Annotated in this window: 19 protein-coding genes and 1 tRNA gene; 9 read left to right on the top strand and 11 right to left on the bottom strand. The window is 69.0% G+C overall.

What is annotated here, in order from left to right; genetic code table 11:
- Positions 1-47: 47 nt before the first annotated feature.
- Both ftsX and ftsE read right to left on the bottom strand, forming a co-directional pair.
- Positions 48-962 (bottom strand): permease-like cell division protein FtsX, encoded by a 915-nt coding sequence (gene ftsX, locus LC452_RS20020; RefSeq protein WP_223628514.1) that lies wholly within the window; start codon positions 960-962, stop codon positions 48-50.
- On the bottom strand, positions 959-2,029 hold the full coding sequence (gene ftsE, locus LC452_RS20015) for a cell division ATP-binding protein FtsE (RefSeq protein WP_223628512.1): 1,071 nt from the start codon (positions 2,027-2,029) through the stop codon (positions 959-961). Before ftsE ends, ftsX begins: the two co-directional genes overlap by 4 nt.
- Before the next feature lie 178 nt (positions 2,030-2,207).
- Here ftsE and LC452_RS20010 point away from each other — a divergent pair, with 178 nt between their 5' ends.
- Positions 2,208-3,593, top strand: a complete 1,386-nt coding sequence (locus LC452_RS20010) for a DUF2510 domain-containing protein (protein WP_223628511.1) — start codon at positions 2,208-2,210, stop codon at positions 3,591-3,593.
- Positions 3,594-3,627: 34 nt separating this feature from the next.
- Positions 3,628-4,710, top strand: a complete 1,083-nt coding sequence (locus tag LC452_RS20005) for a DUF2510 domain-containing protein (RefSeq protein WP_223628510.1) — start codon at positions 3,628-3,630, stop codon at positions 4,708-4,710.
- 53 nt (positions 4,711-4,763) lie between these two features.
- Here LC452_RS20005 and prfB read toward each other — a convergent pair whose 3' ends face one another.
- Positions 4,764-5,873, bottom strand: coding sequence for a peptide chain release factor 2 (gene prfB / locus LC452_RS20000; RefSeq protein ID WP_223628508.1), 1,110 nt, complete (start codon positions 5,871-5,873; stop codon positions 4,764-4,766).
- Between the two features lie 121 nt (positions 5,874-5,994).
- On the opposite strand from prfB, the gene LC452_RS19995 reads away from it, so the two are divergent.
- Positions 5,995-7,236, top strand: coding sequence for an MFS transporter (locus tag LC452_RS19995; RefSeq protein ID WP_223628588.1), 1,242 nt, complete (start codon positions 5,995-5,997; stop codon positions 7,234-7,236).
- Positions 7,233-7,793, top strand: a complete 561-nt coding sequence (locus LC452_RS19990; protein ID WP_223628507.1) for an NUDIX hydrolase — start codon at positions 7,233-7,235, stop codon at positions 7,791-7,793. The genes LC452_RS19995 and LC452_RS19990 overlap by 4 nt, the downstream gene beginning before the upstream one ends.
- Positions 7,794-7,801: 8 nt before the next feature.
- Here the strand turns inward: LC452_RS19990 and LC452_RS19985 are convergent, their stop codons facing one another.
- From LC452_RS19985 to LC452_RS19970, 4 genes are read right to left on the bottom strand one after another with little or no spacing between them, the layout of a single operon-like run.
- Complete coding sequence (locus LC452_RS19985; RefSeq protein ID WP_223628506.1) at positions 7,802-8,221, bottom strand: hypothetical protein; 420 nt, start codon at positions 8,219-8,221, stop codon at positions 7,802-7,804.
- On the bottom strand, positions 8,218-8,673 hold the full coding sequence (locus LC452_RS19980; RefSeq protein ID WP_223628504.1) for a TadE family protein: 456 nt from the start codon (positions 8,671-8,673) through the stop codon (positions 8,218-8,220). The genes LC452_RS19985 and LC452_RS19980 overlap by 4 nt, the downstream gene beginning before the upstream one ends.
- Positions 8,642-9,028, bottom strand: a complete 387-nt coding sequence (locus tag LC452_RS19975) for a TadE/TadG family type IV pilus assembly protein (protein ID WP_308116489.1) — start codon at positions 9,026-9,028, stop codon at positions 8,642-8,644. The genes LC452_RS19980 and LC452_RS19975 overlap by 32 nt, the downstream gene beginning before the upstream one ends.
- 16 nt (positions 9,029-9,044) lie before the next feature.
- Complete coding sequence (locus LC452_RS19970) at positions 9,045-9,272, bottom strand: hypothetical protein (protein ID WP_223628502.1); 228 nt, start codon at positions 9,270-9,272, stop codon at positions 9,045-9,047.
- A 336-nt stretch (positions 9,273-9,608) separates the two neighbouring features.
- Here LC452_RS19970 and LC452_RS19965 point away from each other — a divergent pair, with 336 nt between their 5' ends.
- Entirely contained in the window at positions 9,609-11,096 is a 1,488-nt protein-coding gene (locus LC452_RS19965; RefSeq protein WP_223628501.1) for a hypothetical protein, read from the top strand.
- 505 nt (positions 11,097-11,601) lie between these two features.
- Here LC452_RS19965 and LC452_RS19960 read toward each other — a convergent pair.
- From LC452_RS19960 to LC452_RS19950, 3 genes are read right to left on the bottom strand one after another with little or no spacing between them, the layout of a single operon-like run.
- On the bottom strand, positions 11,602-12,540 hold the full coding sequence (locus tag LC452_RS19960; RefSeq protein ID WP_223628500.1) for a type II secretion system F family protein: 939 nt from the start codon (positions 12,538-12,540) through the stop codon (positions 11,602-11,604).
- On the bottom strand, positions 12,537-13,394 hold the full coding sequence (locus tag LC452_RS19955) for a type II secretion system F family protein (protein ID WP_223628498.1): 858 nt from the start codon (positions 13,392-13,394) through the stop codon (positions 12,537-12,539). The genes LC452_RS19960 and LC452_RS19955 overlap by 4 nt, the downstream gene beginning before the upstream one ends.
- Positions 13,391-14,533, bottom strand: coding sequence for a CpaF family protein (locus LC452_RS19950; protein WP_223628496.1), 1,143 nt, complete (start codon positions 14,531-14,533; stop codon positions 13,391-13,393). Before LC452_RS19950 ends, LC452_RS19955 begins: the two co-directional genes overlap by 4 nt.
- Before the next feature lie 136 nt (positions 14,534-14,669).
- Between LC452_RS19950 and LC452_RS19945 the strand changes: the two genes are divergently transcribed.
- The 3 genes from LC452_RS19945 (at position 14,670) to LC452_RS19935 (ending at position 16,024) form a co-directional block, all read left to right on the top strand.
- Positions 14,670-14,948 (top strand): hypothetical protein, encoded by a 279-nt coding sequence (locus LC452_RS19945; protein ID WP_223628494.1) that lies wholly within the window; start codon positions 14,670-14,672, stop codon positions 14,946-14,948.
- Between the two features lie 139 nt (positions 14,949-15,087).
- Positions 15,088-15,169 (top strand) — tRNA-Leu (locus LC452_RS19940).
- 75 nt (positions 15,170-15,244) lie between these two features.
- Positions 15,245-16,024 carry a DedA family protein gene (locus tag LC452_RS19935; RefSeq protein ID WP_223628492.1) on the top strand — a complete coding sequence of 260 codons (780 nt, stop codon included), beginning with the start codon at positions 15,245-15,247 and terminating at the stop codon, positions 16,022-16,024.
- Positions 16,025-16,042: 18 nt separating this feature from the next.
- Here LC452_RS19935 and LC452_RS19930 read toward each other — a convergent pair whose 3' ends face one another.
- Entirely contained in the window at positions 16,043-16,885 is an 843-nt protein-coding gene (locus LC452_RS19930) for a Ku protein (protein WP_223628491.1), read from the bottom strand.
- Positions 16,886-16,955: 70 nt separating this feature from the next.
- Here LC452_RS19930 and ligD point away from each other — a divergent pair, with 70 nt between their 5' ends.
- Positions 16,956-18,929, top strand: coding sequence for a non-homologous end-joining DNA ligase (gene ligD, locus LC452_RS19925; RefSeq protein WP_223628490.1), 1,974 nt, complete (start codon positions 16,956-16,958; stop codon positions 18,927-18,929).
- Position 18,930 lies beyond the last annotated feature (1 nt).

Genomic DNA, 18,930 nt, shown 5'->3' with positions numbered 1-18,930 from the left:
TCTCTGTTGTGGCCAGCCCACCAGCCTACATCAGGCGCGGGGCTGCCTCAGGTGCGCAGCCAGCGTCGGATGGCGAAGCCGGCAGAGAGAGCCGCCAGGATCACGCCGATGCCGATCAGGACCGGCACCACGAGCGCGGCATCCCCCATCGTGATCCACGTCGTGATGAAGGGGACTCGTCCTCGGAGGTAGCCGTTCACGCCGAAATGCACACCGGCGACGACGGCCGCGCTGGCCAGCGCCGACCCCAGGAAGGCGGCGAAGACACCCTCCAGCACGAACGGCGTCTGGATGAAGCGGTTCGAGGCGCCGACGAGGCGCATGATGCCGATCTCCTTGCGCCGCGCGTACGCCGACAATCGGATGGTCGTACCGATCAGCAGCGTGGCCGCGATGAGCATCAGGACCGCTATGCCGACGGCGATGTAGGTCGCGACGGTCAGTGCCGAGAACAGCGGTTCGAGGTACTGGAGCTGATCCTGGACCTGCTCCACTCCCGCCTGTCCGCTGAAGGCCTCGGCGAGCACCTGCGACTGCCCCGGATCCTTCATCGTGACGAAGAAGACCTCGAACGCCTGGTCGGGCGTCAGCACGCTCGCCTGCTCCGCACCGAGCTGCTCGACGAGCTTCTCGTAGGTCTCCTCCTTGGTGTCGAAGGTCATCGAACTGATGAGCGGCGAGAGCGCGTCGCCCTCGAGCTGTGCGCGGACGGCTTCGACCTGCTCCTCGCTGGCCGCGCCGTCGACGCAGGTCTCCGCCTCCGAGACTTCCGAGCACATGTACACCGCGACCTGGGCGCGCTCCGCCCAGTAGCCGCGCATGACGCCGATCTGAGACTGCATCAGGATCGCCGCGCCCACGAAGGTCAGAGACACGAAGGTGACGAGCACGACGGAGATCACCATCGAGATGTTGCGCCGGAGGCCGCCCAGGGCCTCGGTCAGGATCAGGCCGATTCTCATGAGGTCGGGCCCACTTCCTCGGCCTCGTCGTCGGACAGACCGAGTCGGTCGGCGACCCCGAGCTCTGCGACGTCGACCTGCGGCAGCACGATGGGATGGGTGCGAGGACCCACGGAGGCCGGAGTCTCCTCGACGGTCTCGACCGCTTCGACCGCGGTCGGCTCAGGCGCCGATCGGGGCTGGGGCTCGGCGACGGGCGCGGGCGCGGGCGCCGGAGCGGGAGCGGAGGCCGCGGCCTTGCGCTGCGCGCTGAGCTCCTCGGCGAGAGCGGCCCGGACCACGGAGAGATCCGCGGTCTGGCGCTGCACCTCCTGCACGGCGGTCAACGCGGCGGCCGCTGCGGCTCCGCGCACCTCCTCGGGCACGAGGCGCGGGATGTTCGAGGTGTCGCCGTAGCCGCCGTGCACCTCGTCGCGCACCATCTCGCCATCGCTGAGCTCGATCACTCGGCGCTGCATCGCATCGACGAAGCCGGCCTCGTGCGTGGCCATCAGCACCGTGGTGCCTCCGGCGTTGATCCGCGCGAGGAGCTGCATGATGTCGACCGAGGTCGCGGGATCGAGGTTTCCGGTCGGCTCGTCGGCCAGCAGCACCTGTGGGCGGTTCACCAGCGCACGGGCGATCGCGACGCGCTGCTGCTCGCCTCCGGAGAGCTCGTGCGGCATGCGCTTCTGCTTGCCGTCGAGGCCGACGAGGGCGAGCGCCTCGGGAACGGCCTGCTGGATGAACCCGCGCGACGACCCCGTGACCTGCAGCGTGAACGCCACGTTCTGGTACACCGTCTTCGACGGGAGGAGGCGGAAGTCCTGGAACACCGAACCGATGTGGCGCCGGAAGTACGGCACCTTGCGGTTCGCGAGCGAGCGCAGGTCGCGCCCGAGCACGGCGACGCGGCCCGAGGTGGGCACGTCCTCGCGCAGGATCAACCGCAGACAGGAGGACTTGCCGGAACCCGAGGCGCCGACGAGGAAGACGAACTCTCCGCGCTGCACCTCGAAGTCGACACCGGACAGGGCGGGCTTGGACGTCCCGCGGTAACGTTTCGTGACGTTCTCGAACCGAATCATGGCGCTACGAGCCTAAGCGCGGCCTCTCGCCTGGCCGCGAGCGACACCCCGCGCGGCCGAGGGCGCAATGGGGATTCCTCCCCAGGGGATAGGCCCGATCGACGTCGTCTCCCACTGCTATACATGGAGTGGCGGTTCACGCGATTCCGCGCGCGCCGACGACTTCGAGGGGGACACCATGACGACACCTGCCGGTTGGTACGACGACGGATCCGGACGCCAGCGCTGGTGGGACGGCCAGCAGTGGACCGAGCACTTCGCTCCGGAGGCCCCCGCGGCGCCCGAGACCGCTGCTGCGGCCGAGGTGCCGGCTGTGGCCGAGATCCCTGCCGAACCCGAGATCCCTGCCGAACCCGAGGTTCCCGCCGCTCCCGAGATTCCCGCCGTTCCCGAGACGCCCGTCGAGCAGGCTCCGGCCGCCGACGAGACCCCGATCGCTGCGGAAGCATCCGTGGAGGCGCCGGTCGAGGAGACGGTCATCGCTCCCGAAGCCCCGCGCGACTGGGCAGCCCCCGCCCCCGACGACGCGTCGCAGACGGCCGCGTTCGCCGCTCCTGGCGCCACCGCGCCGACGACGCCCCTCGACGGCTCCCTCTACCCGGGTGCCGCCGCGACCGTCCCGCCGGTGCCCCCGCTGCCCGTCCCCCCGGGCGGCGCTCCTGGGTACCCCGGCGCGGCAGCCCCCGCGTACCCCGCTGCCACCGGTACCTATCCGCCCGCAAGCGGCGCCTACGCCTCTCAGCCGGCATACGCGGCTCCCGGCGCGTACGCAGCTGGCGGCTACCCGGCATCCGCACCCTATGCAGCGGGCGCACCGACCGGGCCGAAGAAGATCTCGGTGCTCGGACTCGTCGGGCTCGGCCTCGCAGCCCTCGGCCTGATCCTCTCCTTCATCCCCTTCACCCTGCCGTTCGCGTGGGTCCTGCTCGCAGCCGGCTTCATCGTGTCGCTCATCTCGCTCTTCCTGAAGGGCAAGAAGTGGCCGGGCATCACCGGACTCGGAGTCTCCGTGCTCGGCGCGATCGTCGCCGTCATCATGGGATTCGTCTTCCTCTTCGCTCTCGCGAGCCAGATCGACGACTCGATCCCCGATCCGATGCCGACCTTCGACTCCGGCACCGACGACGGCACGGATGAGGGCACCGACGACGGCACGACGCCCACCGATGTCGCAGAAGGGTCGATGGGCGAGCCCGTGACCGTGAAGCAGCTCTCCGGCACCGCCGAGGTCACCGTGACCTCGGCCTCGTGGAGTGCGACGAACGACTCCGGCTTCGACCCCACCAACGGCGGCTACCTGCTCATCGACCTGACGTGGGAGACCCTCGACGGCACCACCTACGTCAACCCGCTCTACTTCTCGGTCGAGACGGCAGAGGGTACCGCCGGGGACTACGACATCTTCGGCGATGCCACTCTCGAGGGCAGCGAGCTGCCGGCAGGGCAGTCCACGCAGGGCAGCGTGTCGTTCGACGTCGCGCAGAGCGGCTCGTATGTCATCATCATCACGGATGAGCTCTTCCAGGAGGTCGCCCGAGTGACGGTGGAGCCTTCGGCCGGCTGAGCGCCGACAGAAGCACAGACAACAGGAAAGATCGATGACGACACCTGCCGGCTGGTACGACGACGGATCCGGAAACCTGCGGTGGTGGGACGGGCAGCAGTGGACGGCGCATGTTCGCGCCGTCCCGCACCCCAGCCCGGAGGGCCCGACGGAGACGGCCGTAGAACCCGCCGCCGATCCGGCCGCGCAACCGGCGGTCGAGCCTGCTGCGGCGCTGCCGTCGGAGGTCTCGCTCACCGGCGCCGCCGATCCCGAGCCATTCGCACCGCCATACTCCCTGCAGCCTCAGGCCGCGGGGTATCCCGGTGCAGCAGAAGCTCCGTCATATCCGTCGGTCGCGGCGTATCCCGGCGCCGCTCAGGGATATGCGGCCGCACCCGGGATGCCGACGCCGGCGCCCGCGCGCAAGATCTCGGTGCTGGGACTCATCGGGCTCGGCGCGGCCGTGGTCGGCGTCGTGCTCGCGTGCGTGCCGCCGATCGCGGTGATCGGCTGGGTCGTTCTCGGCATCGCCTTCGTCGTCTCCCTCGTCTCGCTGTTCCTCCGCGGCACGAAGTGGCCGGGGATCACGGGCATGGGCGTCACGGTGTTCGGCACGATCCTGGCCCTCGCCGTTTCCCTCATCGCCGTCGGACTCGACTCGAGCGTCGAAGCCGGCCCCGGGCCGGTCGGCTCCCCGAGCGCGCGGCCGTCGACCGACGACTCGGCGCAGGGAGCAGAGGATCCTTCGGAGATCGAGGGCGCCGAGATGGTGTCGTTCGATGAGCTCGCCGTCGGCGACTGCATCCCGCTCGTGGAATACGACGAGGAAGAGACCGAGGTCTTCGAGGTGCCGGTGGTGCCGTGCGATCTGCCGCACACCGACGAGGTCTTCTACAAGTACGACCTTCCCGACGGCGAATACCCGGGCGATGACGCGATCTACGAACTCGCCTGGGAAGGCTGCCGCGACCAGTTCGAGGGATTCGTCGGGCTGTCGTACGACGCATCCGAACTCGACATCTACCCGTACTCGCCGACGCAGGGATCGTGGAACCGGTGGAACGACCGCACCGTCCACTGCATCGTGTTCAGCTATGACGAGGTCACCGGTTCCCTGCAGGGCGCCGCGCGCTGAGCCTTCGCACACGAAAGAAGGCCCCGGAATGATCCGGGGCCTTCTTCGTGGACTCAGTCCTCGATCTTGCGCTTGCGCCAGCGGATGCCGGCCGAGATGAAGTCGTCGAGGTCGCCGTCGAACACAGCGGCCGGGTTTCCGGATTCCTGCCCGGTGCGCAGATCCTTGACGAGCTGCTGGCCGTAGAGGAAGTACGAGCGCATCTGGTCGCCCCAGCTCGCGGTGATGTTTCCCGCCAGCTCCTTCTTCTTCGCCGCTTCCTGCTCCTTCTGCTGCAGCAGCAGACGGGTCTGCAGCACGCGCATGGCCGCTGCGCGGTTCTGGATCTGCGACTTCTCGTTCTGCATCGACACGACGATGCCGGTCGGGAGGTGCGTGAGGCGCACGGCCGAGTCGGTCGTGTTGACGGACTGCCCACCGGGGCCGGATGAGCGGAAGACGTCGACGCGGATGTCGTTCTCGGGGATCTCGACCTCGGTCGCCTCTTCCATCAGCGGGATGACCTCGACGGCGGCGAACGACGTCTGGCGCTTGTCGGCGGAGCCGAACGGGCTGATGCGGGCGAGGCGGTGCGTGCCGGCCTCGACCGAGACGGTGCCGAAGGCGTAGGGCGCGTCGATCTCGAAGGTCGCGGACTTGATGCCTGCACCCTCGGCGTAAGACGTGTCCATGACCTTGACGGGGTACTTGTGCCGCTCGGCCCAGCGCAGGTACATGCGCATGAGCATCTCGGCGAAGTCGGTGGCGTCGTCGCCGCCGGCGCCGGAGCGGATGGTGATGATCGCGGAGCGCTCGTCGTATTCGCCGTCGAGGAGCGTCTGCACCTCGAGCTGGTTGATGACGTCGGTGAGTGCCGCGAGCTCGGTGCGGGCCTCCTGCGCGGACTCCTCGTCGCCCATCTCGTTGGCGAGGCCGATGAGCACTTCGAGGTCGTCGAGGCGCGAGGCGATGCCGGTGATCCGGGCGAGCTCGGACTGACGGTGGCTGAGCGCACTCGTCACCTTCTGCGCGCGCTCGGTGTCGTCCCAGAGGTCGGGGGCGCCGGCCTCCTCGCTGAGCCTCGCGATCTCGTCGCGGAGGTGGGAGACATCGACGACCTCGCTGATGTCGCCGAAGGTGTGCCTGAGCGCCTGGATTTCGGCGGAGAGATCTAGTTCGAGCATGACACCTCAGCCTAACGTGCCGCCTGCTCGCGCGGGGACGCTCGTGTCCGGAGCACGACGACGACCGGAGTAGCGTGAGAGCGTGAGCAGTGCGTCCTCGGTCCTCCGGCAGTTCGGACCGATGGTGTACCTGCCGACGATCCTCTTCGCTCTGGGCGAGGGCGCCGTCATCCCGCTCATCCCTGTGATCGCGTCCTCCATGGGCGCGGATGTGGCCTTCGCCGCACTCGTCACGTCCGGTCTCGTCGTCGGTCAGCTCTGCGGAAATCTTCCCGCCGGCTGGGCCGTCGGTCGCATCGGTGAGCGCTACACGATGGTGATCGCGGGCGTGATCGCCATCCTCGCCGCGGTCGGAATGGTGCTCGCACCCTCGCTCGCCGTGCTCGCGGCATCCGTCTTCCTGCTCGGCATGTGCGCGGCGGCCTTCGGTCTCGCTCGGCACGCGTTCATGACGACGCGCGTGCCCGTCGAGTTCCGCGCGCGCTCCCTGTCGCTGCTGGGCGGCAGCTTCCGGCTCGGCATCTTCATCGGCCCCTTCGTCGCCGCGGGTCTCCTGCAGCTCTTCGGCACCGAAGCCGCGGCGATCTGGTTCTTCCTCGGGTGTCTGGTCGTGATGGTCGCGCTCGTGCTCTTCGGTCCTGATCCGGAGAAGACGATCCCCGCGATCACGCATGTGCGGTACGCCGAGGATTCCGGGGAGCCGGTGAGCGGGTCGATCCCGACGATCGAGCGCGCCGGCATCTTCCGCACGATGTGGCAGCAGCGCGCGGTGCTCGGCCGTCTCGGCCTGGCGGCGGCATCTCTGTCGGCGGTGCGCTCGGCGCGGCAGGTGATCCTGCCGCTGTGGGGTCTCTCTCTGGGGCTCGACGCATCCACGATCGCGTTGGTCGTGGGCGTCTCGGGAGCGATCGACTTCGCCCTCTTCTACGCGAGCGGCCAGGTGATGGACCGATTCGGCCGGCTGTGGGCGGCGATGCCCGCGATGGTGCTGATGGGTGCCGGGTTCCTCGCGATGTCGTTCACGCATGACCTCGACGCGTCGGTGCTGTGGTTCGGCATGTTCGCCGGCGTGCTCGGCGTCGGCAACGGCCTGTCGAGCGGCATCCTGCTGACGCTCGGTGCCGACGTCGCGCCGAAGCGCGAACCGGCGGCGTTCCTCGGATCGTGGCGCACGCTGACGGATGCCGGTGGCGCCGTCGCCCCGCTGCTCGTCGCAGCGATCACCGCGGTCGCTGCGCTGCCGTTCGCGGCGGCGGCGATGGGCGTGATCAGCCTGCTCGGTGCCGCCGGGTTCATCCGGTGGATCCCGAAGTTCGTTCCGCGCACGAGGCCGGAACCGGAAGACGAGGTGGAGGACGAATGAGTCGGCTGCTGTCCGCTGATGTCCATCGGCTCGTCGCTGATCTCGTGCCGAGGTCGGAGCGGGAGCGTGCGGCTCAGGCCGACTTCGCCGCGTTCTTCGCCGACGAATCCGGGCCGGTGTCGCGGGACTCCGGCCCCGATCACGCCACGGCCTCGTGCGTCGTGTTCGACGAGACGCTCACGCAGACGCTGCTCGTGTTCCACGGCAAGGGCCGGTTCTGGGTGCAGCCCGGTGGTCACGCCGAGGAGGGCGACGAGTCGATCGTGGATGCGGCGCTGCGCGAGCTGCGCGAGGAGACCGGCATCGTGTCCGCGACCCCGACCACTCCCCTGGTCTACGACCTGGACCACCACGGGTTGTCGTCCCGCTTCGGGCGCTGCGCCTCGCACCTCGACATCGGGATCGCCGTGATCGTCGACCCGACGATCACGTTGACCGTGAGTGACGAGTCCGAAGATGTGCGGTGGTGGCCGGTGGACGCGCTTCCGGCCGAGGTGCCGATGCAGCTCGAGCCGCGACTGACAGGGTTGCGGGATCGCCTGCGTTCGCAGCGCTAGTACGCGCCTCACCGCAGCGCGGTGCGGCTCGTCGCCGTCGACTCCAGCGCCACCCCGTCAGGGACGAAGGGCGAGAACAGCGGCGGACGCCACGTCGCCGCGACCGTGACCCGGGCAGAGACCCCGTCCGGCGTCGCGGCGTCGACGAGTTCGGCGTCGCCGGGCAGCGCCTCCACCAGTGCCGACGCCTGCTCTTCGACGCCGGCATCGGTCAGTTCCGCCCTCACCGCGTCACCCTCGACCTGCAGCGTGAAGCCGTCGGCTCCGGCGAGCGCGGTTGAATCGGCCAGGGCATCGAGCCGCTTCTGCGCGATGTACAGGTCTGTCGCGCACACGCAGACGAAGACGACGGCGATCGCCAGCAGCACGTACCCGAGCGTCAGGAGCAGCACGCTCCCCTCCTCCCCCGCGCGGGAATCGTCGCTCACTCGGACCCCCAGAGACGCGAGACCTTCTGCGCGGCTTCCGCCTGCACGGCGATGGAGGTCGCGCGTTCGAGACCGAACACCGGTGGCACCAGGGGCAGGTGCACCCGCGCGGCGACGGTGACGATGAGCGTGGCTCCGGCGGATGGGCAGTCGACCCCTGCCGGAGAGCACGACAAGGACACGTCGACGGCGTCGGGATCGAGGCCGTACTCCTCGATGATCCCCGCGAGCACTGCCTCTCCGTCGGCGGTGGCTGCGGCTGCATCCGGCGCCATGGCGATCGCACGAGCCGTGTGACGCGCCGCGGCCTCGGCTCCGAGCGTCTGCTCCTGGATCGCGCCGAGGGCGATCACCAGGTACACGAGCGGAACCAGCAGGATGACCCCGACCGTGATGAACTCCAGCGCCGCAGATCCGTCCTCATTCGTCGCCCAGGCTCTCAACCGGTGCATGCGCCTCCACCTCCAGTGCGTTGGGAACGCCGACGAGCCCGATCACGGGAAGAGGCGCGCGGATCCGCACGTCGACGGTCTCGTGTCCGAGCGTCTCCGAGGTACCCACCGTGATTTCTTCGGCATAGGCCGCGCCGATCGCCTGGGTGATGACCATGCGGGTGCGCTCCGCACCCTCGTCCAGAGTCGTGTCCGCAAGGGCCGCGTGGTACGCGCCCTCCACCGCCGCATCATGGACGACGTTCCGCACATACACGGCGAGCGCGAGTTGCAGCACAGCCAGAGTGAGCACAGTGAGGAGCGTGCCGACCAACACGAACTCGACCGGACTCGAACCCCGCTCCTCGCGCAGCACGCCAGGGAACCGCATCTCAGAGACCGGACACCCGCTCGATCGCCTGCTCGAAGAGCGAGGTGAGCGCCGGACCCGCGACGGCCCAGATCAGGACGACGAGCCCTGCCGTCATCAGCGTCACCAGCACCCAGCCGGGCACGTCTCCGCGCTCGTCCGCTGCGAGCGATCGAGCCCACCCCCTCGCGTCGTGCCATCCGCGCACAAGCCGGCCGGCGCCCGGGATCTTCTGCAGAAGCGCCGTCATGGTCGGGCTTTCTTGGCCGATCGGCCGCTGCCGAGTCGGAGCATGAGGAGCGATGTCGGGGGCGTCGATGCGGGAGAGATGATGCACCTGAGCATCCTCGCAAACTCCTCGTGAATGACGCCGGAGTTATCCACAGGTCGCGAACCCACGGCGGGAAGCCCGTGAATCTCACACGAAACTCAATCCGATATACCGATGGTTCCGAATGTAGAGAGGCAGCGTGTGACGACGCGGGCGTCGCGCAGAGCGCGCTCCCCGTCTCGCAGAATCCCGCTCGGTGCCGCCACTGCGAAATCTCACGCATCCAATGAAGGAGCACTCAGAACAATGTCGTCCATGCTCACACGAACACTCGCAGCGATGGGCGTCGTCACGCTCAGCGTCGCGGGCGTCATCCTGACCGCGCTGCCCGCTCAGGCCCTTCCATCCTCCGCCACGATCGCAGCACCCGACTGCACCGTCCCCTCAGCTGCCACCGTGAGCATCACGGTCGACAATGCCGCAGACGACGCCACAGACCTGACCTACAAGATCGTGCAGGACCTGGGAACCGTGCTCTTCGATAACGTCACCCTCGCCGCCGGCGAGAGCGACGACTACGTTCTCCCGGTCCTCGAGGACGTGTCGACGACCTTCCAGGTCATCGACACGCAAGGCGGCGTCATCTCCGGCTCCGTGCAGACGGCGAACTGCACCCCGAACTTGAGCCCGGCTGCGGTCGCCGCCATCGGCGAGGCCAGCTGTCTGCTTCCGACCGGTGGCATCATCCCGCCGTCGCCCGGATTCCTTTGGACCTTTGACAACACGGCGGGAATCGGGGCAGCTGATTACGAGTTCGTGAAGAACGGCACCGTCATCGAGAGCGGCACTCTCGCGGCGGGCGAGACGCGGTCCTATGCAGCGTCGCTCACGCCGAATGAAAGCGGCACCTCCGCGATTCGATCCGTCGATGCGACCGGTAATCCCGTCACACTCGCGACGGGCGCCTTCGACCTCGACTGCGAACCGGGCCCGGCTCCCACCGGCGCCGTCACGGACGCCTCGTGCGAGATCCCGACCGGTGGCATCCTTGTTCCGACCATCGCCGGTGTCGAGTACACCTTCGACAATTCGCTCGGCACCTCCGACGCCCCCTACGCCTTCCTCGACGGCGAGACCGTGATCGAGAGCGGCACGGTCGCTGAGGGCGACACTCGCATCCGCTCCGTGTCGCTCGTGGAAGACGTCGAGACCGTCGTACAGGTCGTGACGGAGGACGTCGACGGAAACACCGTCGTCCTCGATGCCAAGACCGTCACGCTGGACTGCGTCGCCAACGTCCCCACGATCACCGCGCCGACCGAAGGCTCGACCGTCACTTCGACGACGACGATCATTGGCGGCACGGGTGACGCCGGCGAGACGATCACCATCGTCATCGAGCCCGCGGCAGCGGAAGCAGCACCGGACGACGAGGGCCCCGCATTTGCCGCGGCGGCCATCGAGACTCCTGCCACGCTGACGACCATCGTGCAGCCGGACGGTACGTTCACCCTTCCCGTCGAACTCGCGAACGGTGACTTCACCGTCACCGCAACAGCGACTCGTGCAGCCAGCGCGAGCGGCATCGTGCCCGCGAGTACCTCGGCATCCTCCGCGCCGGTCTCCTTCTCGGTCGCCGTCGTCTCGACACCGGCCGGTCCGGGCAATGGCGGCGGAACGGGCAACGGCTCGCTCGCCAACACCGGAATCGATACCGCCCAGCTCATCGGGTTCGCCGCCCTCGGCGGGCTGCTGCTCGTCGGGGGTGCGATGACCATGCTCGCTCGACGCCGCTCGGCCTGATCGGCGACAGCCCGGCCGGCCCCCGTCCGCACCACAGACCCGCCACGCGCGATCAGCGCATGGCGGGTCTGCGTCGCCCAGCGTCCGCCACGTACGAGTCGGCAACCGCCTCGAAGAGGGCGTGAGCGCCGGACCCTGCGACGGCCAGATCGGGACGACGAGCCCCGCCGTCGTCAGCGGGACCAGCGCCCAGCTGAAAGCGTCTCCCCGCTCGTCTTGGAGGAACGCTCCCGGCAGGGTGAACTCGACCAGAGGCGGAAACGCCGACAGCACCCGCAGTGCCGTGCGTCTCCCGGACCCGGCCTGGCTCGAACAGGCGACCACCCTCGACAGACTGCGGGTTGGATGCACCCTTACCGGGTAGATGCACCTTGGGCGGGCTCGAGTGCACGGTAGCAGAGGCGCGGAGAGCCGCGCCATGCTCTCGTGTCACGCCACCAACGCGGGAGGCGGTGGCCCCGGAGGTTCTGCCTGTGCGCCGTGATGCGCGCCCTTTCCTGGTTGGTCAGCCGATGCCGAGTCGGAGGATGAAGAGTCCGGGGTAGATCGCGAAGACCACGGACAGCGGAAGGATGAGGAACACCAGTGGGAGGAGCATGAGGATCTCCTTGCGCCCGGCCTGCTCGATGAGGGTGCGCTTCGCGTCTTCCCGGGCGTCTCCGGCCTGCGCATGCAGCACTCCGGCCAGAGGTGCGCCGTGTTCGAGTGCGGCGATGACCTGGTCGACAGCCCGAGAGAGTCCGGGAAGCTGCAGTCGGCTGGACATCTCCCCCAGAGCATCCGCCAGCGGAGAGCCCGTCCCGGCGGCGAGCACCACCTGACGCAGCTCGGCGGTGAGCTCACCCGAGCCGACCGCGGCCACGCGTCGCAACGAATCGAGGAAGCCCTCACCCGCCGACAGGCACAGCGCGAGGAACTCCAGCGTCGTCGGAAGCTCGTCCGTGAGTCGCGCGCGACGAGACTTCGACCGCGCGGAGAGCTGCATGTCGTACCCGACGGCAGTCAGGGCTCCGGTCAGGAGGGGAATGATCGTGACAGGCACCGACATCCTGCCCGCAACCGCCAAGGCGATCACGGCGAGCGCACCCGCACCGATTCCCCCGAGCATCCAGCCGAGCTGACGTCCTCGGAACGTGACCGGATCCGTGCGCACCCCTGCCTGACCGAGGCGCTGCCGCAGGGCTTCGCCACCGCCCAGCATCCGCTCGAACGCCTGCTGCGCGCGCTGCCAGAGGCTCCGGCCGCTCGCGGGCAGCATGCCGGTCGCGGGCAGGAGACCGCGGGGCATGTCCGCATCGGCGACGACGTCGCGTACATAGGGGGCGATGCGAACGGTCAGTGAGGCCGCCCGCCACCGCGGCAGCGCCGCCAGGATGCAGAGCAGCCCGGCGGCGAGGGTCCCGCCGATCAGCACCGCGCTCGCGAGCGCCGAGAGGCCGTTCACCCGAACCACCTCCGAGGCTCCGGAAGCCTGCCGATGCGGACCATGATGCGGAAGGCCGTCACCGAGACGGCGGCACCGACGCAGATCACCACCACACCCTCCGGTGTGCCGTACGCTGACGCGCCCTCCGGTCGCATGACCAGCAGCCCGAGCACGACCCAGGGCGCGATCGCTCCGAGTAGGGCCGCACCGCGGATCCACGACTGGCGTGCCTCCACTTCGCCTCGCAGAGCGGCGTCCGCGCGCACCGACGACGACAGGGCGCGCAGCACGGAGATCAGTTCGGTCCCGCCGACTTGACGCGCCATGCGCAGGGTCTCCACGATCCGATCTCCGATCGGATCCGCGAGCGACGTCTTCAGGCGGTCGAGACTCGTCTCGAACCTGCCCGTGGCGCGCAGGTCGCGCGCGAACACGAGGAAGGCAGGCCGCAGCATCGCCGGTGACGATTCGGCGAGGCTCGCCACGGCGTCAGGCAGTGAGAGTCCGACGCGGATCGCGGCGATCAGCAGGTCGCACACATCCGGCCACAGCTGACGACGAAGGCGACGCAGCCTCATCCGACGCCCGCGCAGCCATATCACGGGGGCGACCGCGGCGGCGATGGCAGCGAGCATCGACAGCACGGGGATGCCGGTCAGCAGCCAGACGACCGACGCGACGATCAGGGCCGCTGCCGCCATGACGGTGATCACAGCCCGCGGCGCGACGGCGTCCATGCCTGCCTCTTCGAGGAGGAGCCCCATCCGACTCTGACGGGATGTCGGCGTCTCGCCGTCGGTCTGCGGCCACATCCATGGCGACAGACACAGCAGCAGACCTGCGGCCAGCAGCGCGCCGACCAGGACGGTCACGACTCGACTCCGCTGCGGTAGACGGCACGGGTGATGATGCGTCCGTCGACCACGGCGCCCGTCGGCGCGACGACCTCCTGCACGCGCCGTGCTCCGGATGCGTCCCGCACACAGTGCACGACGAGATCGATCGCGGCGGCGAGCGCAGGGGCGATGAAGGCCCGATCGATGTTCCGTCCCGCGAGCAGGGGCAGGATCGTGAGCTTCTCCAGCGCCTCTGTCGCAGAGTTCGCATGCACGGTTCCGGCGCCGGGCACTCCGGTGTTGAGCGCGAGCACGAGGTCGAGGGCTTCGGCGTCGCGCACTTCGCCGACGACCAGGCGGTCGGGACGCATGCGGAGCGCCTCCTTCACCAGCCGCCGCAGGGTGATCTCGCCCGTTCCTTCGAGCCCGGCCTGCCTTCCCTGCAGGGCCACCAGATCAGGCCCGTCGACAGCGAGCTCGAAGGTCTCCTCGACCGTGATGATGCGCTGCGAGTCCGCACAGGAGGAGAGCAGTGCTCCGAGCAGCGTGGTCTTGCCCGCGTGAGTCGCCCCCGACACGATCACGCTCCGTCCGTTGAGCATCGCATCGCGGAGCATTCGTGCGATCTCCACGGGCATCGCCCCCTGCGCGGTCAGCGCTTCGAGCGTGCGATAGCGCGGCAAGAACTTGCGGATGTTCACGGCCCACGAACCGCGCACGACGTCGGCGATCGCGACGTGCAGCCGCGAGCCGTCGGGCAGGGAGGCATCGACGAAAGGCTGGCTGATGTCGACCCGACGACCGGTGGGCTGCAGCATCCGCTCGACCAGGTCGCGCACGGTGGATTCGGCAAGGTGCAGACCGACCCGCTCCCCGATCCCGCCGCGGGCGACGTGCACGTGCCCGTCGCCGTTCACCCAGATCTCCTCGATCTCGGTGTCGTCCAGGAACGGCTGCAGAGCGCCGAGCCCGCTGACGGCGGCGAGCACGTCGCGCACGCACGCGATCTCGTCGTCGATGAGCGCTTCCCCACGCGCCAGCGCCCGATCGTCGTGACGCCGCACCTCGGACTGCGCGATACGACGAGCTGTCTCGGGATCGAGCGACGGATCGATTCCCTCGGCCCGCAGCCGCGAACGCACGCGTTCGGCGACGAGGGCGGACGGATGACTCACCCCGGCATCCTCGCAAGAACCACGACCGCCCCGCGGAAGTTATCCACAGGCCGATCCGAAGCGCAAGGGTGCAGACCGCAGCGCCCCGCGGTGATGGACTGACGGCACGTGAGCATCACTCAGTGAAAGGACTCTCATGACCGACTCTTCCCCCATCCCGGGCCCGCCCGTCCCCTCCGTCCCGGGCGAACAGCCCACAGGACCCGAGCCGACGGATCCCGGACAGACCCCTCCCGGGCCCGCCGTGCCGTCTCCGTCGCAGCCGTCGCCCGCCTTCCCCGACGAGCCGTCTCCGACGCACCCGAACGAGCCGCTGGCCCCCACCCCGCAGGAGCCGCTGGCCCCGAACCCTGAGGAGCCGCTCGCCCCGAACCCGGACGAGCCGCTCATCCCGGGCTCCGGTCCACTCGCCTGATCCGCCGTTCTGAGACCGTCTTCCGCACCGCCGCGGAAGGCGGTCTTTTCTGCGCGCCCGGGCGCAGGATCTCGACCGCAGAACTGCGGGCTGATCCCCAGATTCTGTGTTTCTCCGATCAGTAGACTGATTCCACCGCGCGGGAGTGGTGAAATTGGCAGACACGCAGGATTTAGGTTCCTGTGCCCTAGGGCGTGTGGGTTCAAGTCCCACCTTCCGCACGAGAGCTGCTTCGGCATCCTCACCGCTACACCGCCGACCAATAACGACCGACGGGACTCCCTGTGCTCGAAACCATGCTGCACGCACCCACCGCTCTCATCCCCTGGCTCGACCCCGCGACGATCATCGGCACGGCCGGGCCCTGGGCGCTGCTGGTCGTCTGCTTCATCGTCTTCGCCGAGACGGGTCTGCTGGTGGGCTTCCTGCTGCCGGGTGACACGCTGCTCGTCATCTCGGGTCTGCTCTCGCATCCGCTCGCCGGTTCGGAGCACGGAGTCTTCGGCATCAACGTCTGGTGGGTGGCCCTGCTGATCGGCCTCTCGGCGTTCATCGGCGGTGAGGTCGGATACGTCATCGGCCACAAGGGCGGGCCCGCGATCTTCGAGCGCAAGGAATCAGGACTCTTCAGCAGGAAGAACGTCGAACGGACGAACGCGTTCTTCGAGCGCTTCGGCGGCATCACCGTGATCCTCGCCCGCTTCGTTCCGATCGTGCGCACGTTCGCACCGGTCGCCGCCGGTGTCGGTCACATGCCGTGGCGCAAGTACACGCTCTACAACCTGATCGGCGCGATCCTCTGGGGCTTCGGTCTGACGATGTTCGGCTACCTGATCGGCTTCATCCCCCCGGTGGCGGAATTCGTGGAGAGCTACATCGACCTGATCCTGCTGGCCGCCGTCGGCGGAACGGCACTCGTCACGATCTACCACTACTTCTCGGAGCGCCACAAGGCCAAGAAAGCGGCCGCTGCCGGCGAAGACGTCACGACGGACGCCGTCGAGGCGGAGGAGCTCACCCTCGACCCCGAGGTGTTCGAGCGGGCTCCCGATCTCGACGGAGACGGCAAGCACTGAGCCTCGCCGCCGGGCGGATCAGCCGGTCTTCTTCGCCGGCTTCTTGGCCTTCGTGGGCTTCTCGCTCGCCCGCTTCTCCTTCGACCGCGCGACGCTCTCGCGGAGCGCCTCCATGAGGTCGATGACCTCTCCGCCCTTGCCCTCGGCTTCCGCTTCGCCGAACGTGTCGGCGATCTCGAAGCTCTCGCCCGCTTCGATCTTCGCGTCGATGAGGGTGCGGAGCTCCTTCTGGTACTCGTCGACGAACGCTTCGGGATCGAAGTCGGCCGAATAGCTGTCGACCAGGGCGGCCGACATCTCGAGCTCCTTCTTCGAGATGCGCACGTCTTCGTCGAGTGCCGGGAACTCGGCCTCGCGGACCTCGTCGGCCCAGAGCAGCGTCTGGAGGACCAGCACCTTGCCGCGCACGCGAAGAGCCGCGAGCCGCGTCTTCTGGCGCAGCGTGAACCGCACGATCGCGGTGCGGTCGGTCTGCTCGAGCGTCCTGCGCAGCAGCACGTACGCCTTCGCCGACTTCGAGTCCGGCTCCAGGTAGTACGGCTTGTCGAGCGTCAGCAGATCGACCTGATCGGAGGGCACGAACTCGACGACGTCGATCTCGCGGCTCTTCTCCGCCGGCAGTGCGGCGAGGTCGTCCTTGGTGAGCACGACCGTCTGCCCCTCCTCGACGTAGGCCTTGTCGATGTCGGCATAGGCGACCGTCTCGCCGCACACCTCGCAGGTGCGCTGATAGCGGATGCGTCCGCCGTCCTTCTCATGCACCTGATGCAGCGGCACGTCGTGGTCCTCGGTCGCCGAATACACCTTGACCGGCACGTTCACGAGCCCGAACGTCAGCGCGCCCTTCCAGATCGTCCTCATTCCCCCAGTGAACACCAGCCACACCCGTCACGGCCAGCCCTTGACGGCGACGGCTGACTACGCTTGCTCCATGGTCCGAGAAGCGCAGGTCGTGCAGGTCGACGGCCGCCGTCTGCGGATCACCAACCTCGACAAGGTCGTCTACCCCGAGACGGGTACCACCAAGGGCGAGGTCATCGCGTACTACTCGGCGATCGCTCCCCTCCTGCTCCCCCTCCTCGACGGCCGCCCCGTCACTCGCAAGCGGTGGGTGGAGGGCGTCGGAACCGCCGATGCTCCGGCTGACGCGTTCTTCACCAAGCAGCTCGAACCCGGAGCGCCGGACTGGATTCCGCGCCAGGCGATCCAGCACTCCGACGGCCCGAAGGAGTACCCGCTCGTCGAGAACGTGCCGACCCTCGTCTGGCTCGCCCAGGTCGCGGCGATCGAGCTGCACGTGCCGCAGTGGCGCTTCGCCCCCGACGGGCTGCCCGGCCGTCCGGACCGGCTGGTGCTCGACCTCGACCCGGGGCCCGGCGTGGGTCTCGCGCAGTGCGCCGAGGTCGCGCGCATCGCCCGCCGCATCCTCTCCGACATGGGCCTCGATCCCCTGCCTGTCACCAGCGGCAGCAAAGGCATCCACCTGTACGCGGCGCTTCCCGGCGAGCAGACCAGCCAGGAGATCTCCGCCGTCGTGAAAGAGCTCGCCCGGCTCATCGAGAACGACCACCCTGACCTCGCGACGAGCGTCATGTCGAAGGCGGTGCGCGGCGGCAAGGTGTTCCTCGACTGGAGTCAGAACAACGGCAAGAAGACGACCATCTCGCCGTACTCGCTGCGCGGTCGTGCGCAGCCGTGGGTCGCCGCCCCGCGCACCTGGGACGAGCTCGATGACCCCGACCTCGCTCAGCTCGACATCGACGAGGTGCTCGCCCGCGCGGCCGAGGGCGTCGATCCCCTGGCTTCGCTGCGCCCGGAGTCCGCCGCTTCCTCCGCTCCCGCACCGGTCACGCCGGCTGGTCCCACATCTTCTCCGCGGCGGTCCTCGCGATACCCGCGGAACACCACACCTCCGGCATCCGGAGCGACCGCCCCGACGCTCGCCCCCATGCTCGCCGAGAACGGCACCCCCGCCCTTGCTCGCGCGCTCAGCGACCCGTCGTGGGTCGAGGTCAAGTGGGACGGCATCCGCGCCATGGGAACATGGGCGGACGGACGGATGCTGCTGCACGCACGCCGCGGAACCGACATCACCGCCCGCTACCCCGAGCTCACGGCAGACGGCGCTCCGTTCCTCCCCGCAGCGGACGCCGTGGTCGACGGCGAGATCGTCGCCTTCGACGCCCACGGCCGGCCGAGCTTCTCGCTGCTGCAGAATCGGATGCACCTGACCCGGCCGCGGGAGATCGAACGCGAAGTGGTGCGCACGCCGATCGTGTACATGCTGTTCGACCTGCTGCGCCTCGACGGGCACGATCTCACCTCGATGCCCCTCCAGCAGCGGAGGACGCTCCTGGACGACCTCGTCGCCGACCTCGATGCCCCGGTGCAGGTGCCGCCTGTCTTCGACGATCTCGACGCGGCTCTCGCCGCCAGCGAGCAGTTCGGTCTCGAGGGCGTCGTCGCCAAGGATCCCGGCTCCCGCTACCGCCCGGGACTGCGCTCACCTGCGTGGCTCAAGCTCAAGCACACCCGCATGCAGGAGGCCGTGATCGTCGGCATCCGTCCGGGGAAGGGCGACCGGGAGAGCACGCTGGGCTCGCTGCTGCTCGCCGTGCCGTCCGAGGGGACCGCGCGGGAGCTGCGCTACGTCGGCCGGGTCGGCACGGGGTTCACCGACCGCATCCTGCGCGACCTGCTCACGCGGCTCGAGCCGCTCCGGGTGAAGACGGCTCCCCTGGACGGCGTGCCCGCGCTCGACGCGTCGGACGCGCTGTGGGTGCGTCCGGAGCTGGTCGGAGAGGTCGAGTTCGCGAACTGGACGCCCGACGGAGTGCTCCGTCATGCGCGCTGGCGCGGGCTCCGCCCCGACAAGACGCCCGACGAGATCGTCGTCGAACCCTGAC

Source organism: Microbacterium sp. EST19A (genome assembly GCF_019969685.1).
Lineage (GTDB): Bacteria > Actinomycetota > Actinomycetes > Actinomycetales > Microbacteriaceae > Microbacterium.
The sequence above is the reverse complement of the archived record's forward strand: the minus strand, read 5'-3'. Positions and strand labels throughout refer to the sequence as shown.